The sequence below is a fragment of the Dyadobacter sp. genome, from assembly GCF_051859145.1.
Classification (GTDB): Bacteria; Bacteroidota; Bacteroidia; order Cytophagales; family Spirosomataceae; genus Dyadobacter.
This window is the reverse complement of the sequence record NZ_JBHYGF010000611.1, coordinates 1-16,913: the sequence shown is the minus strand read 5'-3', so window position 1 is coordinate 16,913 and position 16,913 is coordinate 1. Positions and strand designations below refer to the sequence as shown.

The following is a 16,913-nucleotide window of genomic DNA, read 5'->3' as shown; positions in this document are numbered from 1 at the left end:
CTTTTTGAAGTTCAGGGTATTGGTAAATGTCCACGCAAAACGGTGGCCTGATCCTTCATTATAACCAAACGCAGAGTTGTTTTCTGAGTTCTCGTACTGCAACCTGTTGAATCCGCGGTTGGCATAATTGCTGTACTGAGCACCAATGCTGGATCTGAATGTCAATCCCTGGATGATGTCAACCTCTGCGTAGAAGTTGCCGAAGCCATTTCCTGCAAATGCATTGTTGTCTTTTAATCCATCACGCGCCGCAACCGGGTTTCTAGGGTTGTTAAATCCTTTCGCCGCTGTACCAGCATATCCGCCAAATTCATCATAAATAGGGATAATGGAAGGCATACGGAAAGCTGAAAGAATGTCATTTTCATCAGCTGCAACACCCTGACCACCGTTTCCTCCGCCAAGACCTAAAACCTGCAAATAGGTAAACTGAGCATTCTGCCCAATCCGAACATTTTTCAACACATCAAATTCAGTATTAATACGGAATGCGTAGCGCTTGAAGCTGTTGTTCAGCAAAATACCTTTTTGGTCCTGCGCACTGAAACCTGCATAAACGCGGCTATTTTCGCCGCCGCCTGAGAATCCCAGGGTGTGGCGCTGCAATGGTGCATTTCTTGTAATCGCATCATACCAGTCAGTACCTTGCTTGTTAGCACGCACCACCTGATAAATTGTACCGGCGGCAGGGTTAATGTTGTATTTCTTACGCTCTGCTTCCAGGTCCAATGTACCTCTCACGCCGGTAGCTCCACCTACGTTAATATAGTCTGGTAAAACCGGTGTCTCGCCTGTTCCATACTGGCCTTGTGCCACGCTGTTGAATTTTGGAAGTGAGTCACCCTGAAATGCATCGTTTCTGATCGCCTGCCAGGTCCAGTCAGCCTGTTCCTGCGGGTTCAGCATCGGCTGGCCTTTTCCTGGTGTTGTAAAACCAAACAGACCATCGTAAGTGATAGAGAGCTTCTTGGCTTTCTTGGTACCTTTTTTGGTTGTGTAAACGATTACACCGTTCGCTGCACGTGCTCCGTAAATGGAAGCCGCCGCTGCATCCTTCAACACCGTAGTTGATTCAATGTCGTCTGGGTTAAGGAAGTCAGTTGAATTGGTAGGTACCCCGTCCACTACATACAATGGTTCGTTACCACCAAATGCACCAAAACCACGTACGCGGATCTGGCTGGTTGTTCCCGGCTGGCCATTTGTAATAACCGTAACCCCGGCAACACGTCCCTGCAGCTGCTGCTCCACGTTACCAGACGGTGTTGCAGTCAGGTCTTTGGACTTTACCGTCGATACCGCGCCTGTTGTTTCACGGCGACTGTCGACGGTGTAACCTGTAACAATCACCTCTTCAAGTGCAGAGACATCATCGTCCATTCTGATAGACAATGAAGATTGGTTTCCTACCACCACTTCCTGGGTCTTGTAACCCACAAAACTGATAATGAGCGTAGCGTCAGGAGCACCTACATTCAGTGAGAACTCACCATCTGCATTGGTGTTCGTGCCGCTTTGAGTTCCTTTGACTACTACTGTCGCGCCCGGAATTCCCGTTCCTGCCACATCAGTAACCTTCCTGTAATTTTTCGATCCTGTGCGACTGCGACGAGTGCCGCAAAACTGAGCATGAAGGAGAATAAGACACTCCAGCGGGAGTTCTTGTAAATTCTTTTCATAGTTTTCTATTAGGTTAATAATTTATTAAGCTATCAAATCTATTATTATTCGGACAATTAATTGTCTGTTTACAGCTAATATTTTCATTCGAATATATTTTAGTATTATAAAAAGATAAAATAATGTCATACACAATCTTAAAAAGTGCCTTTACGAGCTATTTAAGGGGTTGGCGTTGTGAGTAACCGTTATACGATTTTAGCTATGTTTCTGATAGTTACACTTCAAAGGATCAAAATTTCAGAGTTACCATTTTCAAGAATCAGGGTAGTTGGATTAGGACTGTCTGCGTTGACAATATTCTTTGCCGCGTGCCAGTCTTCGGGTGAAAAAAAGCGCGTCGAAGAAGGAGGCGAGCTGGCGAATGTTTACTGTGCAAACTGCCACCAGCTTCCTGATCCCGGGCTGCTGGACAAAGCCACCTGGCGCAATGCAGTACTTCCCGCAATGGCAGAAAAACTTGGCATCGAAGTATTAGAAGGAAACATGTACCTGCATAGCAAATCGTCGGCGCTCTCCTCTCCCGACTGGCAGAAAATCCTGGCTTTTTACGAAACACTTGCGCCTGATACGCTCGCGCAAATCGCTCAAAAACAGCCTGAAATGATCACAGATGAACTTTTTTCTGTTAGAAAGCCCGCCGAAGATTCCGCTTTGGCGAGCACGATGCTGATCAGGATCGATACTGTAACAAAATCCATTTTTTCAGGCACGGCCATGGAGCCGGAGCTATTTTCTTACGACGGAAAACTTAGTAAAAGTCTGCTCGGCAAACTCCCGTCCCCACCAGTCGACCTGCATCTTTCCAGCAAAGACGGGGCCGCAAATCTGCTCACTTGCATGGGCGGGATGAGCGCATCGGATGAGACAAAAGGACAGGTAATTCTACTCGACAAACGAGCCGGTCCAAAGCCAAATTTTCTGTCAAAAGGACTGACCCGCCCCATTGAAACCCGACCGGTTGACAGCAATCTGGACGGACTTATCGATTATACGATCTGCGCATTCGGGCATAACCAGGGAGGATTGTATCTGCTTAAACAATTAAGCGACGGAAATTTCACAAAACAGACAATCCGGGAAATTCCAGGAGCAACGTGCACCTATATACGTGATATCAACAAAGATGGCTGGCCTGACATAGTCGCGCTCTTCGCGCACGGCGATGAGGGGATCTGGCTTTTTACAAATGACCGGAAAGGCGGGTTTACAGAAAAGAACATCCTGCGCTCTCCACCGGCGTACGGATCAAGCAGCTTTCAGCTGGCTGATGTAAATCAGGATGGACTGGAAGACATTATTTACACAGCTGGCGACAACAGCGATTATTCCCGCATTCTCAAACCTTATCACGGTCTGTACATTTTCACGAATACGGGAAACTTTACATTCAAACAAACCTTCTTTTACCCTATTAATGGGTGTACAAAAGCAGTTGCAGCTGATTTTAACAGAGATGGAAAGCTGGAAATCGCGACCATTGCATTCTTTGCAGATCTTAACAAACCTTATGAGAAATTTCTGATTTTTAGTCAGGACAAAAAAGGCGGTGCATTCACGCCAAAGCGCCTTCCGATTGATCAGCTGGGTAGATGGATTTGTATGGACGCAGGAGACTGGGACAGTGACGGCGATATTGATATCGCACTAGGTAACTTTTCACGCGGATTCCTGAACCAGGATCGCGTACAAACCGACTGGAACACCAGACTTCCATTTATTATTCTTGAAAACAAAAGTATCGTAAACGGCCCGCGGTAGCCAATCTTCCCGCTTCCAGTCAGCTGGTAGCAGATTGGCAAAGCGATCATTGCCGAGATCACCCGCAATCTCAAATCCCATTGGCATTACTACCCAGCCTTGCGGCGTCACCACCATATAACCTTGCGGCATTGAAATCTGGGTGTAGGAAAACGGCATATCAGAATAGGGAGAGCGACCACGTTTTTGCATATTAAAGACTTCCAGCGTCGTTTTTGAAACGATCAGTCGCTCGGTCGAAAGCTCTCCCGGCCGCACGAGCCGCATTCCCCTCACCTGCTCAATGCGGTTATTCAAGTGATTTTTAATCGTATTATATCCCGGTGCACTTCGCACCGTATTGAAGCGACGCAGTGAATCCGGGATTACCTGGTACACCTGAAATCCCTCCTCGCGCAGACTATCTGACGCCATACTTGCGATCAGATGTTTGAGCGAGCCACGGTAAGCTACCTTCTGGTTTTCGCGCCAACGTTTTTTCTGAGCCTCGTCTTTCGGCACCAGCAGTTCGAAGCGCGTGCTGCCGCCATAGTAAACTTTGCCGGCGAAGTAATCAAAATCATCCAGGTCCTGGTGAATGCGGTAACCCAGCGCCTGATTCTCAATGACCAGCGCATTGGTCGTTTGTGCGCTGAGGTGACCATTATCGTCCAGTGAAATGCGGAGTACTTCGGGGTTGACAATCTTGCAAAGCTTGCTGAACTGATTATTACCCAGTAGCTCTCTTGTAATAACTTTCAGATGTTTTTCACGCTTCTTATCTTTCCGGGCGTAAACGGTAACACCTTGCAGCTCCATTCCTTCCTTCAACTTAAACAGCACTGTTTTGGTACCAGGCTGCTCGAATCGCAAGGTTTGCTTGATCGTTTCGTAGCCGAGAAAGGATACTGCCAGTTCCAGGTTACCTATTTGCAGATCAGGCAATTTATAGTTTCCATTCTCATCCGCATTGGTCCCAATAGACGAGTTGTTGATAAATACATTGGCAAACGGAAGCGGCTTTCCCGTTTTCTCATCGGTTACCTTGCCGACCAAAGTAACTGATTGCTGTGCAATAGAAATGTGACCTGCCAAAAGAAGCAGCAAGAGCAGCATTCCAGCATGTTTATAAAAAATTAAATACCTGAACCGGGGAGTGAGCCGCATGAATAAACCTGCTTTTCGCCAAAGATAAAGTGAAGTGTTTAAAAGCAATGATTATGGAAGAAGGCGGCCCGATTGAGCCGCCTTCGCATTGATTTACCTAATGATAACTGCTATTTCAGATTCAGCTCTTCGCCAATCGCCCTCACCTTCTCTTTCAAGGAAGCATAAACGCTGTCGAAATCCTCATTTCTTTCCAAAGCAGCGCGTACGCCCACGTAGAATTTGATCTTTGGCTCCGTACCTGAGGGGCGACAAGTGAATTTGGTACCGTCCTCGGTAAAGAACTGCAATACGTTCGAAGGCTCAATTCCCATTTCCCCGGAAGGAATAGAGCTGGTAGTGCCGCTTGCAAAGTCTGTTGTAGAAAGCGCTTTGTAATCGTCCATTCTGATCACCGGCGAGCCCGCGATTGTTTTCGGAGGATTTGCCCTGAAATCCGCCATCATCTGCTGAATTTCGTCAGCCCCGGTTTTTCCCTTTTTGGTCAATGAGATCAGCCCTTCGTAATAGAAACCGAATTGCTTATAGATTTCCATTAACATATCAAAAAGGCTCAAACCTTTGTCTTTTGCATAAGCAGTCAGCTCGGCGATCATCGCGCAAGAAGCGATAGCATCTTTGTCACGAACCGCGTCGCCGATCAGATAACCGTAACTTTCTTCGCCACCACCGATAAATTGCTCTACACCTTCTTTCTCGCGGATAACCTGGGCAATGTATTTAAACCCAGTTAAAGTATTGTAGCATTTAACATTGTAAGCCGCCGCCATTTTGTCGATCAGGTCGGTAGTAACGATAGTTTTGCAGACGAACTGCGTACCTGTCAGCTTACCCGCATCTTTCCATGCATTCAAAAGATAATAGATCAGTACGCTCGCTGTCTGGTTTCCATTCAGAAGCTGGATTTCACCGTGGTGGTTTTTCACCGCGATACCAACCCTGTCTGCATCAGGATCAGTTCCCAATACCAGATCAGCGTCGATCTCTTTTGCTTTATCAACTGCCTTGGACATCGCCTCCGTTTCTTCCGGGTTCGGGTAAACGACAGTAGGAAACTGTCCGTTACCTTTCGGCTCAGCTTGTTCTTCAATCATTGTCACCGCCTCAAAGCCCATTTTTGCCAGCAAATTAGGAACCAATGTAACACCCGTCCCGTGCAACGGAGTGTATACAATTTTCAGGTCTTTCTGACGGGCCAGTGCGTCTTTTGAAATGGACAAGGAAAGGATATGGTCGATATACTTTTCGTCAATTTCAGTACCAATTTTTGTGATTTTGGAAGAGTCACCGTCAAACTTCACTTCGTCAATCGACTGGATTGCATTCACCTCTCCGATGATATTCGTATCATGTGGCGCAACTACTTGCGAACCATCGTCCCAATAAGCTTTGTATCCGTTGTATTCCTTCGGGTTGTGAGAAGCTGTTACTACAACGCCGCTTTTACAACCCAGCTCGCGGATCGCAAAAGAAAGCTCGGGCGTAGGGCGCAATGCTTCAAACAGATATACATTGATTCCGTTTGCTGAGAAGATATCCGCGATAATGCGCGCAAATTCGTCAGACTTAATGCGGCTGTCATGCGCAATCGCCACCTTGATCTCTTCGCCCGGGAAAGCCTTGTTCAGGTAGTTGGCCAGTCCCTGCGTGGCAGTACCGACCGTATAGCGGTTCATTCTGTTTGATCCGATCCCGATCAGCCCGCGAAGTCCGCCGGTTCCGAATTCGAGGTCTTTATAAAATGCGTCCGTCAGCTCGGTATCGTTTCCTTCATCTATCAGTTGCTGAATGGATTGTTTCGTATCAATATCGTAATCACCGTTTAGCCAGCTGTTTACTTTGGCCATTACACTCGGTTCTAGATTTGCAGTCATAAGTAGTTGAAGTATGATTAAATTTTAAACTTATACCAGAGATTTTTTATCGATGCCGGCTTCTTCGGTTTCGTTTTCTTTAACTGTTTCCTTGGCGGTTTTGTGGATCAATTCTGCTACAAGCCCCGTCCAGCCCGTTTGGTGACTGGCACCGCAGCCGCGACCATTGTCCCCGTGGAAATATTCATAAAACAGGACGTGATCATTGAAATTATCGTCCTTCTGCATCTTCTGATCGTGCCCGTACACTGCCCGGTTTCCTTCGGTATCTTTTTTGAAAATATCGATCAGGCGGCAGGCAATTGCCACAGCTGCTTCTTTAATGGTAGCCAGGTTACCCGAATTGGTCGGATATTCCACCATGAAATCCTCGCCATAATAAGCATGGAATTTCATCAGCGAGTCAAAAATCAGGTAGTTCAATGGAAACCAGATCGGTCCGCGCCAGTTGGAATTACCTCCCATAATGTCGGTAAGCGCCTCGGCGGGTGTATAGTCTACCTGTAAAACCTCACCATTGATATAAAACTTATAGGGATTCTGTTCGTGGTATTTGGACAATGCGCGCACACCATAATCAGAAAGGAATTCACTCTCGTCGAGCATTCTTTTCATGATCATTTTCATCCGGTGTCCACGCAGGATCGACAGCAGCCTGTTTTCTCCCTTACCTGATTCAAACCAACGTGAGATTAGCCTGGCGAGGTCAGGCCGGTTGGCCAGTACCCACTCAACCCTTCTTTTGAAAACAGGCAATTTATCCAGGTTTTGAGGATCAAGGATTTCCACAGCAAAAAGCGGTATTAATCCCACAATTGATCTTACTTTCAAAAGGATACTTTGCCCGTTTGGAATGTGGATCACGTCATAGTAAAACTGGTCTTCCTCATCCCACAAGCTGATCGAAGAGTTTTTACCACCAATCGACTCCATTGCTCCCGCAATATGCAGGAAGTGCTCAAAGAACTTAGACGCCATATCCTGGTAAACAGGATGAACAAGCGCCACTTCGACGGAAATCCGGAGCATGTTCAACGTGTACATCGCCATCCAGCCCGTCGCGTCCGCCTGCTGTAACTTTCCGCCAAAAGGCATTGGCGTCGAGCGGTCGAAAACACCGATGTTATCCAGTCCCAAAAAGCCGCCGCTGAAAATGTTATTTCCTGTATCGTCTTTCTGATTAACCCACCAGGTAAAGTTGAGGAGCAGCTTATGAAATATTTTCTCCAAAAACTGGATATCCCCTACTCCATTGTTTTGCTCACGGTCAATCTCGTACACTTTCCACGTAGCCCAGCCGTGAACAGGCGGGTTAACGTCCGAGAAATTCCATTCATAAGCGGGTATCTGCCCATTGGGGTGCATGTAATATTCACGCAGCAGGATTTCAAGCTGTCTTTTGGCAAAATCCGCATCTACCCTGGCAAGCGGCACACAATGGAATGCAAGATCCCAGGCTGCAAACCAGGGGTACTCCCATTTATCAGGCATCGAAATGATATTGGCCGCATATAAATGCTTCCAGCCCGAGTTACGCCCCCACTTTCGTCCCTGATTGGGTCCCGGCTGGGCTGGGTCGCCTTTCAGCCACTCGTATACATTGTAATAATAAAACTGCTTGCTCCAAAGCATTCCCGCATAAGCCTGCCGCTGGATTGATCTTAAATCAGCATCGGAAACATCGCGCTGCAAGTCATCATAAAACTCGTCAGCCTCGCGAATTCTCTTGGCAAAAAGATCTTCAAAACCCCCAAAAGGCTCTGAAATGGTGTGATTTACAAACCGCAGCCGGAATGTTTCACTGGAACCGGCTTTCACAGTTCTCGTGAAGCGCGCCGACGCTTTTGTGCCTATATTATTTGGATTAACCGTGCTTGTTTTTCCGCCCGATACAATAAAATCGTTGATCCCGTCCTTGGGATAAGATGTGTTATTCGCCGTTCCGTAAAGCTTTTTGAAGTTGGTTTCATTTTCACAAAACAGCAGCTCGTCAGCATTATCCAGGTAAAGGTTGTATTTACCGTGTTTCCGGTGGGTTACCTCTACCAAACGGTTTGAAATACCGTTCATGATCGGCTTGTAGTTGAAGGCTTCGTACCCCCAAGACCAGGTATTCCGGAACATGATAGTGGGAAGAACGGTAATGGGCGCATCGACAGGGCCGCGGTTGAACACCGTGACCTTCATCATAATATCCTCTTCGTCAGCCTTCGCGTGCTCGATGAAAATGTCGAAATATTCATCTTTTTCAAACACGCCGGTATCCATGATTTCATACTCAGGATCCTCTTTTCCCCTGCGGCCGTTTTCCTGGCGCAACTTTTCATAGGGAAAAGGATTTTGCGGGTATTTGTAAAGCATTTTGGTGTAAGAATGCGTGGGGGTACTATCGAGGTAATAGTACATTTCCTTTACATCTTCACCGTGATTTGACTCCCTGTTGGTCAGTCCGAATATCCGCTCTTTTAAGATCTTGTCCTTATGGTTCCAAAACCCGAAAGAGAGGCAGATATGCTGTTTGTTGTCTGAAAAACCGCCGATCCCGTCTTCACCCCAGCGGTAAGCTTTTGACAAAGCCATTTCGTGGGTAATGTAATTCCAGGCATCGCCGTTTCCGCTATAATCTTCCCGTACAGTTCCCCACTGGCGTTCGGACAAATAAGGCCCCCATTTCTTCCATCCCTTATTATCCTTTTGAAGGCTTAATCTTACCTTTTCAGCGCCGTTTGCCATTAATATTTATGTTATCGAAAGGAATGAATTCCGTTGTAAAATCTACCCAATTTAAAAAACCGGTCACCAAAACCAGCAAAAACCGGTAGAAAATTGAAAACCCGACATCGGATCAGGCATTTAATTGCATCGCTGCCAAGTCGGGATAGGACGATACCTCGAATGAAACTTTGCCTGCATAAAATTGCGTCAGCTGCTCAGCGCGAACAGAGGTTTCCGTAAGCAGCGGGTGCCGCTCCACTTTTAGCAAAGCTTCTACATCAGCCACGTATTCCTTGAACATGAGCGGGTTGGTCAGTTTGTAAACCTGCCCGTCACTTGCTTTTAAAACGGGTACTGCCAGGGTATCGCCTTGGGCATTTACCGCGCCGTAGCGCAGACGCGCATTGATATACTCCTCGTCAGTAGCGCCGAAAACGATGTATTCAACAGGCTTGGTAGCAGTATTATTTGCATTGATCTTCTTGTCCAGCTCTGCAAGCAAAGCACGAAGTGCCCAGGTATTTTTCCCTGTCCTGATCCGCTCGCGGATAGACTGGCGAACCAGGTAAGTAAGTGCCTGCGTCACATTCAACCCGATTTCCGCCATTTGTTTGAATATGAAAGAAGTCGGCGACATGCCGGGGATGGTGTTCGGATCGTGCAGTACAATGCGTCCGTCTTCCGTCAGAAAACCGTCAATGCGAACACACACGTTGATTCCCAACTGTTCAAAAACCTGCGCGATCACGTGCTGTATTTCCTGATTTTTTTCAAGTGAACAATCAACCGGAATGCGCTTGCGGCTGGCGCCGGGCTTGTATTTTGCATTAAAATCAAAAACCTGGACCATTTTGATCACCTCACTTGGCGGCAATGCGAGTGGCTTTCCGTCGTCAAACTGAATGCAGCCGCACGAAAACTCCTGTCCATTGATATATTCTTCCACCAAAACCTGGTCTTCTGCATTCGAGCTGCTCAATACTGCCAGCGACTTACCTGCTGCAAAGTAGGCATCGAGTTCACTTATCAGTTCCGCCGGGTGGTAAATGGTCGCTTCTCCGAATACGACAGGGAAACCAATACCTTCGTCGAGATTGGCGATCTTCTGGCCCCAGGCTTGTTTTTCGGCACTTCCGAACGAATTCCAGGTATTTGCTTCCAGCTCAATCCTGAAAAAACACTGGTTCACTGCGGATACGAATTCTTCAAGCGAATCGTCTTTTACAATCGCCACTCCGATCGAAGATCCCTGGTGCGGCGCCTTGATCACGAGCGGCAGACCTAGGTGCTTTTTAAGTACCTGGAACAGCAATGGATATTCTTCCGGGATCCATCTTTTGTAAGTCAGCGTCCAGCTTTTCTTCTGCTGTCCATTGACCAGCGCGATCATTTCATTTTGTAAAATCTTGTCAATACCCACTGCCGAGCCCATTAAACCCGGCCCGCTGTAAGGAATTTTGTACCATTCCAGCAAACCCTGGATCGCCCCATCTTCACAATCAGGACCGTGCATAGCCAGGAATGCGAAATCGAAATAATTTTTAAATTCTTCGGGTGTTATGATTGTCCCGATTTCAGCTGGCAAAGCTTCCTGCGCCAGTTCGGGGAAGGATTCAATGTAAGTTTTGAACTCTGCTTTCTGTTGGGATTTGGGGGGATAAAACTCGCGTATCTCGCTCGAATACATCAATTGCTTTTCAAGCAGTATAAATCTGCCAAAGCTGTCAACAAATACAGGTATTGGTTCAAAAAGTGATTTATCAAGGTATTCAAAAGCGGTTTTCCCGCCGGCAAACGATATCTCTCTTTCTCGTGAAGGGCCTCCAAAAAATATTCCGATACGCATAGTATAATCCCGGTTTTTATTCAACAGGCGCAAGATAAGCTACTATTCGGGAGTAATCAATCGGTACAAAAGATCTGACGATTTTATAATACAAAAAGGCAGTTCCCATTTCTGAGAACTGCCTTTTTCAAAGGTTTTATATAGATCCGGCGATTAAGCCAGCGCCGGAACGTTTACGGAAACAACTTTATTAATGTAAGGTACCGCTTTGCGAATTGACTCTTCAAGACCCGCACGGAATGTCATCGCGCTCATTGGGCAGCTCTGGCAAGATCCCTGCAATTCAAGCTTCACAATGTTATCATCAGTCAGTTCAACAAGCTTCACATCACCACCGTCAGCATGCAAATAGGGCCGCACTGATTCCAGTGCCTGCTCAATAAGTTCTAATGTTTTTTCTTTGGACTCCATTGGTTCTATTATGTATTTGCTAAGATGCAAGATAATATTCAAAAAATCAAATGCTCATCAGGCCTGAAATCAAACCTGAATCTCGACAGGAACGGTCTTATCTTTATTCGCATTCCGGATCGCAACCTGCTGCGCAAGTGCCTCTGCAGTGTCCCTGAATGCATCGTTAACAATCGGATTTGTGTTCATTACCGCCGGCCTTCCTTCATCGCCAGCCTCTCTTATTCCCTGCACAAGCGGTATCTGACCCAGTAAAGGAACGTCAAATTTATCTGCAAGCATTTGTCCGCCGCCTTCTCCAAAAATGAAGTATTGCGAGTCGGGTAACTCTTCCGGCGTGAACCACGCCATATTCTCTACAATACCTAAAATCGGAACATTGATCTGAGGCTGTTTGAACATCGCCAGACCTTTCATCGCGTCCGCAAGTGCTACTTTCTGCGGGGTAGTAACTACTACTGCGCCTGTAACAGGCACAGTTTGAACCAATGTTAGGTGGATATCACTCGTACCTGGCGGCAGGTCGATCAGCAGATAATCGAGATCGCCCCAGTCTGTATCTGCAAAAAACTGTTTCAAAGCCTGGCTCGCCATGGGTCCGCGCCAAACCACTGCGCTATCCGGCGGAGTCAGAAATCCGATGGAAATCATTTTAATCCCATACTGGCGGATCGGGTTAATGTAATTCTTACCTTCTTTCGGGGTAATGGTCGGCTGCATATTCTCAGCTCCGAACATGACCGGAATTGACGGACCGAAAATATCGGCATCAATGATACCAACCTTTGCACCAGACCTGTGAAGTGCCATGGCAAGGTTAGCCGTAACTGTCGACTTCCCTACTCCACCTTTGCCAGACGAAATAGCGATCACATTTTTCACGCCCGGGAGCAAAGGACCGGTTTGGCGAGTTGATGTTACATTGGCTGTTAGCTTAATAATCACCTCCACATCAGGACTCAGATGCTCGTGGATTGCATTCTCGCAATTTCTCCTGATCAGTTCTTTAAGCGGGCAAGCGGGGGTAGTCAGAACAACTGTAAAACGAACCTGGTTAATACCAACTTCGATATCCTGGATCATACCAAGCGTAACCAGGTCTTTTTTCAGGTCTGGCTCTTCAACAGTACTTAGCGCCTGTAATACTTTTTCTTTATTGATTGTAAATTCTCCCATTACGATGGTTGAGGACCTTAACTAATTCTATCCAACACAGAAAACAGTCTTTGAGTTTGTTACGAAACCGGAAATTCTCCAATTCTGCGTTCAACTTCATTCATCTCTTCTGTGACGTCTATTTGCCGTGAAACTTCATTCAGCTTACTCCAAAGCGTTTTCAGGAATTTTAAATGTGTTTTCGAGAATCCATGTAGGGGCCGATGGTTGAGTGTCAACATGATTTTATCCCATTGACGCATCAGATCCTGCGATTCTGGGGTTATATAGGTTTTAGCAAATGCATTAAATATATAATCTTCCGCGATTTTGCTTGGGTGGATCAGATCGGGCTCATAGAAACGGTAGTCGCGTAACTCGTCTACCATAATCTCGTACGATGGAAAGTAGCTGATGTGCTTGTACTTCTCGCAAAGCCGGTGACAAACAAGCCTGAGTGTTGACTTACTAACCTGGTTGAGCGGCAAAGTATCGCGCGTGTGGCGCACGGGGCTAACTGTCAGGACAATTCGGAGACTGCGGCGGAACATCAGCAGCTTCTGGACGAGCGGCTCCATTGATTTGATGATCTGATCAGGGTGCAGGAGTTCTTTTATAAAATGATCAGCTGGTACCTTGTGGCAATTCCCGATAATCATATTACTGGCTTTGTGGCGGTAAGCGTAGGAAGTGCCAAGGGTAATCACCAGCAGGTCAGCTTCTTTTAAAAAAACGCGCACATCCTGTAAATGCGCCTTGATACCTGCTTCCAGTTCATCTAAACTCTGCGCCCATTGCGATGAATGGAAATCGTGGTGAAGCCAGATATCGTCCTGCGTTTTCAGGAACAATTCCTGAGCAGGCGCCCGCTCTTCCAATGCAAAGTCGAGCGTTCGGCAGATCGTCAGCGGGTTGAAAATAGTGCCCAGCGGATTGTTCAGCACCTGGTATTTATAACTACCTAGCTGCTGCCCCAGCACATCCGCAAAGCAGGAGCCTAGCGTCAAAACTTTCGACTGGTGATCCATCTTCCACTCGGAAGCGGCAATTTCTACTTCTGTACTGAGTTTGATTTCTTTCATAACAACATTGAGTCGCGACATGCAAAGGTAACTTTTAAACCGCTGGAGAATCGCTTTATGCTGTTTATTCTGGAAAGGTTTAGGTTTGCCCACAGTACACATCACTAAGTGAATGGATCAGGAAGCCTACCAATTTTCTCTTGCACCAAATAAGTTCAGGTATTATTTTGACAGTACAAATGGCAGTAGAAAAGTCAGGAAAGTCGTTCTTTTTACAGAAAGTGAACACCATGAAGTTTACAATTTGGCGTTGCTCGACACATTAGAAGATGGCAAAATGAGTGATCAGACTGAAACTCGCAATGGAGATATGATCACTGTGCTCGCTACGGTATATCAAATTGTGATCCACTTTTTGGAACAAAACAACACTTGTTCTGTATTTTTCAGGGGAAGCGATGTAAGACGGCACAGGCTTTACAGAATCATAATCGGAAAATACTATCGTGAACTATCCGTTGATCACGCTATATTGGGCCTATACAACAAAAGAATTCTCCCTTTTCAAACGAATCAATCTTGTGATTACTACATTATCGAGAAGAAACTATGAAAACTAACAGAGAACGAAAACCTGATTTCCGGCCTACTGAGCGGGAGATTATAGACAAAGAAGTGCAGGCACTAAATAAAGCATTGGAAAATGTGGACCTGACAAGGCTCCGCGCATACTCCCAAAAAGAATGTCAAAAGCAACATTAAGGATATTTTCAATTTATACATTGCTGCTAAGCTGTTTGGGATGTTCGCTGACAACTGCCGATGCACAGCAAAACGAAGCATACACCTTCGCCTCCACCCCCTCCTGGCAAGACGAATTTGACAAGCCTGGCAAACCTGATCCGGCAAAATGGTCTTATGCGCTGGGTGATCACGGCTGGGGAAATAATGAGTTGCAGAATTATACCGACAAAATTGAAAATGCCAAGATTGAAGACGGCAACCTTGTAATTACTGCAATCAAAGAAAAGTCGGGAAAAGCGGAGTATAGTTCGGCCAGACTGGTATCCAAAGGCAAAGGCGATTTCTTATACGGTAAGATAGAAGTCAGGGCGAAATTGCCGAAAGGCAGGGGAACCTGGCCCGCGATCTGGATGCTTTACAGCGAAAATAACTACGGAAACAAGAGCTGGCCGGACAATGGAGAGATCGACATTATGGAGCATGTTGGCTTCGACCAGGACCGTGTTCACGGTAACATCCATACCAAAGCTTTCAATCATGTAGCTAAAACCAATAAGGGAAACAATGTGATCGTAGAGAATGCATCCGAAGACTTTCACATTTACTCCTGCGAATGGACCCCGGCTTCCATTACCATCCTTGTGGACGGGAAACCTTACTTCAATTTCCCAAAAGAATCAAGCTATCAATGGGCAGAGTGGCCTTTTGACAAGCCTTTCCACCTTATTTTGAACATAGCCGCAGGCGGTAACTGGGGCGGACAAAAAGGCGTGGATGACAACGTTTTCCCTCAAAAAATGCTGGTCGATTACGTACGTGTTTACCCGCTGGTGGACAAATAGGAACTTTGAAAATCCACCGCACGGAGGTATCTTGCATCATGGATAATTTTGTTGTTTCCGCCAGAAAATACCGCCCTGTTACCTTTGATTCGGTGGTTGGGCAATCACACATTACTACTACTTTAAAGAATGCAATCCGCACCAACCACCTAGCCCAGGCGTTCCTTTTTTGCGGACCAAGGGGAGTTGGTAAAACAACCTGCGCACGCATCCTGGCGAAAACCATTAACTGTCAAAACCTTGGTGACGATGTAGAAGCTTGTGGTGAATGCGAATCCTGTGTGAGCTTTCAAAACAATGCGTCGTTTAATATCCACGAGCTCGATGCAGCCTCCAACAACTCCGTTGAAGATATCCGCAACCTGATCGACCAGGTACGTTACCCGCCTCAAACCGGCAAGTACAAAATCTACATCATAGATGAGGTGCACATGCTTTCGCAGGCTGCTTTCAATGCGTTTTTGAAAACATTGGAGGAGCCGCCCAGCTATGCAATTTTCATTCTCGCCACCACAGAAAAGCATAAAATCCTGCCTACCATCCTGTCCCGGTGCCAGATCTTCGACTTTAACCGCATTCAGTCCAAAGACATCGCTTACCATTTGGCAGACATTGCTAAAAAGGAAGGGATTGAAACTGAAAGTGAAGCTCTGGAGCTGATCGGACAAAAGGCTGACGGCGGTTTACGCGACGCGCTTTCCATGTTTGATTTAAATGTGACTTTCTCCACAGATAACCGGCTCACCTACTCGGCTGTCCTGGAAAACCTGCACATTCTGGATTATGATTATTATTTCAAAATCACGGATGCGCTCATTTCTGGCAGTATTGCCAGATCGCTTGTTCTTTTCGATGAGATTTTGAGGAAAGGATTTGACGGCCACTTATTCGTGGTGGGACTTCTGGAACATTTCCGAAACCTTCTGGTGTGTAAAGATCCGGCGACGGTAACCCTGCTGCAAGTCTCTACTTCTGCAGAGCGCAAGTACCTGGAACAGTCTGCGGCTGCGGATATGAGCTTTTTGCTTTCAGCTTTAAGCATTACTGGTCAGTGCGACATTAATTATAAGTCGGCCAAGAACCAGCGGTTGCATGCAGAGCTTTGTCTAATGAAGCTCGCCAACATTCCAAACATTCTTCAATTAAACTCACTGGCCGCCGTTGATGAAACGGCAAAAAAAAAAGTTGAGCCTGAGCCCGAACCAGTAAGGAGCAGCCCGGCTGTCACCGAGAATAATGCAGTTCCACAGAGCAATGGGAGCGCGCAGGTAATTGCACCTGCGACTGCACCAGCTCCTGTTACATCTTCCAAATTAAAAAACACAATTCCGCTGGCTATGACGCCGCCCGTCAGCTATCAGCCAGCTGCAAAAGCGGTTGCTGAAACGCGCCAGCAGGATAGTAGCGTATTTACAAACGGGGTCAGAAAAGAAGAATTAAGCTTCGAAACACTTCAACGGCTTTGGTATGAATTTGCTGAAAAACGCCGGGAAGGCGGCAACTCAACTACGGAGGAACTTACCCTGAGGAGTGAGTTTAAACTGGAAGGTTCTTCCATTGAAATTGCCCTTGCGAATACCCACCAGCTGGAAGCACTGCAGAATGTACGCTACGAGCTGCTCAGCTTCCTGAAAAGCCGCCTGAATGCACCAAAGTTAGATGTGAATGCGCGGGTAGCGCCCCAAGAGGTAAACCGGCTTCCGTATACTCCGGCTGA

12 protein-coding genes and 1 pseudogene are annotated in these 16,913 nt (G+C 46.6%); 5 read left to right on the top strand and 8 right to left on the bottom strand.

Annotated elements, in window-relative coordinates; genetic code table 11:
* Positions 1-1,679 (bottom strand): annotated as a pseudogene (locus tag ACTIE6_RS27595) (SusC/RagA family TonB-linked outer membrane protein); the annotation flags it as partial.
* 205 nt (positions 1,680-1,884) lie between these two features.
* Between ACTIE6_RS27595 and ACTIE6_RS27590 the strand changes: the two are divergent.
* Positions 1,885-3,441, top strand: coding sequence for an FG-GAP-like repeat-containing protein (locus ACTIE6_RS27590; RefSeq protein ID WP_439559703.1), 1,557 nt, complete (start codon positions 1,885-1,887; stop codon positions 3,439-3,441).
* Here the strand turns inward: ACTIE6_RS27590 and ACTIE6_RS27585 are convergent.
* The 7 genes from ACTIE6_RS27585 to ACTIE6_RS27555 all read right to left on the bottom strand — a co-directional run bounded on the left by ACTIE6_RS27585 (position 3,340) and on the right by ACTIE6_RS27555 (position 13,691).
* Positions 3,340-4,536, bottom strand: coding sequence for a carboxypeptidase-like regulatory domain-containing protein (locus tag ACTIE6_RS27585; protein ID WP_439559702.1), 1,197 nt, complete (start codon positions 4,534-4,536; stop codon positions 3,340-3,342). The genes ACTIE6_RS27590 and ACTIE6_RS27585 overlap by 102 nt on opposite strands.
* A 161-nt stretch (positions 4,537-4,697) precedes the next feature.
* The gene (locus ACTIE6_RS27580; protein WP_439559701.1) at positions 4,698-6,461 is read right to left on the bottom strand and encodes a phospho-sugar mutase; all 1,764 of its coding nucleotides are present in this window, start codon (positions 6,459-6,461) and stop codon (positions 4,698-4,700) included.
* Between the two features lie 30 nt (positions 6,462-6,491).
* Positions 6,492-9,194 carry an MGH1-like glycoside hydrolase domain-containing protein gene (locus tag ACTIE6_RS27575; protein ID WP_439559700.1) on the bottom strand — a complete coding sequence of 901 codons (2,703 nt, stop codon included), beginning with the start codon at positions 9,192-9,194 and terminating at the stop codon, positions 6,492-6,494.
* A 112-nt stretch (positions 9,195-9,306) separates the two neighbouring features.
* Positions 9,307-11,022, bottom strand: coding sequence for a D-alanine--D-alanine ligase family protein (locus ACTIE6_RS27570; RefSeq protein ID WP_439559699.1), 1,716 nt, complete (start codon positions 11,020-11,022; stop codon positions 9,307-9,309).
* A gap of 153 nt (positions 11,023-11,175) precedes the next feature.
* Entirely contained in the window at positions 11,176-11,433 is a 258-nt protein-coding gene (locus ACTIE6_RS27565; protein WP_439559698.1) for a NifU family protein, read from the bottom strand.
* 69 nt (positions 11,434-11,502) lie between these two features.
* Positions 11,503-12,609, bottom strand: coding sequence for an Mrp/NBP35 family ATP-binding protein (locus tag ACTIE6_RS27560; RefSeq protein ID WP_439559697.1), 1,107 nt, complete (start codon positions 12,607-12,609; stop codon positions 11,503-11,505).
* A gap of 59 nt (positions 12,610-12,668) precedes the next feature.
* The gene (locus ACTIE6_RS27555) at positions 12,669-13,691 is read right to left on the bottom strand and encodes a GSCFA domain-containing protein (protein WP_439559696.1); all 1,023 of its coding nucleotides are present in this window, start codon (positions 13,689-13,691) and stop codon (positions 12,669-12,671) included.
* A gap of 91 nt (positions 13,692-13,782) precedes the next feature.
* On the opposite strand from ACTIE6_RS27555, the gene ACTIE6_RS27550 reads away from it, so the two are divergent.
* The 4 genes from ACTIE6_RS27550 to ACTIE6_RS27535 form a co-directional block, all read left to right on the top strand.
* The gene (locus ACTIE6_RS27550) at positions 13,783-14,223 is read left to right on the top strand and encodes a DUF6934 family protein (protein ID WP_439559695.1); all 441 of its coding nucleotides are present in this window, start codon (positions 13,783-13,785) and stop codon (positions 14,221-14,223) included.
* Entirely contained in the window at positions 14,220-14,372 is a 153-nt protein-coding gene (locus ACTIE6_RS27545) for a hypothetical protein (RefSeq protein WP_439559694.1), read from the top strand. Before ACTIE6_RS27550 ends, ACTIE6_RS27545 begins: the two co-directional genes overlap by 4 nt.
* Positions 14,354-15,196, top strand: a complete 843-nt coding sequence (locus ACTIE6_RS27540; RefSeq protein ID WP_439559693.1) for a glycoside hydrolase family 16 protein — start codon at positions 14,354-14,356, stop codon at positions 15,194-15,196. The genes ACTIE6_RS27545 and ACTIE6_RS27540 overlap by 19 nt, the downstream gene beginning before the upstream one ends.
* A 38-nt stretch (positions 15,197-15,234) precedes the next feature.
* Positions 15,235-16,913, top strand: a 1,679-nt coding sequence (locus tag ACTIE6_RS27535) for a DNA polymerase III subunit gamma/tau (protein ID WP_439559692.1), incomplete at its 3' end; no start/stop codon positions are given.

Excerpts from the sequence above, each read along its gene's own strand:
- ACTIE6_RS27590 (WP_439559703.1), top strand. The coding sequence starts at position 1,885 with ATGTTTCTGATAGTTACACTTCAAAGGATCAAAATTTCAGAGTTACCA.
- ACTIE6_RS27585 (WP_439559702.1), bottom strand. The coding sequence starts at position 4,536 with ATGCTGCTCTTGCTGCTTCTTTTGGCAGGTCACATTTCTATTGCACAG.
- ACTIE6_RS27580 (WP_439559701.1), bottom strand. The coding sequence starts at position 6,461 with ATGACTGCAAATCTAGAACCGAGTGTAATGGCCAAAGTAAACAGCTGG.
- ACTIE6_RS27575 (WP_439559700.1), bottom strand. The coding sequence starts at position 9,194 with ATGGCAAACGGCGCTGAAAAGGTAAGATTAAGCCTTCAAAAGGATAAT.
- ACTIE6_RS27570 (WP_439559699.1), bottom strand. The coding sequence starts at position 11,022 with ATGCGTATCGGAATATTTTTTGGAGGCCCTTCACGAGAAAGAGAGATA.
- ACTIE6_RS27565 (WP_439559698.1), bottom strand. The coding sequence starts at position 11,433 with ATGGAGTCCAAAGAAAAAACATTAGAACTTATTGAGCAGGCACTGGAA.
- ACTIE6_RS27560 (WP_439559697.1), bottom strand. The coding sequence starts at position 12,609 with ATGGGAGAATTTACAATCAATAAAGAAAAAGTATTACAGGCGCTAAGT.
- ACTIE6_RS27555 (WP_439559696.1), bottom strand. The coding sequence starts at position 13,691 with ATGTCGCGACTCAATGTTGTTATGAAAGAAATCAAACTCAGTACAGAA.
- ACTIE6_RS27550 (WP_439559695.1), top strand. The coding sequence starts at position 13,783 with ATGGATCAGGAAGCCTACCAATTTTCTCTTGCACCAAATAAGTTCAGG.
- ACTIE6_RS27545 (WP_439559694.1), top strand. The coding sequence starts at position 14,220 with ATGAAAACTAACAGAGAACGAAAACCTGATTTCCGGCCTACTGAGCGG.
- ACTIE6_RS27540 (WP_439559693.1), top strand. The coding sequence starts at position 14,354 with ATGTCAAAAGCAACATTAAGGATATTTTCAATTTATACATTGCTGCTA.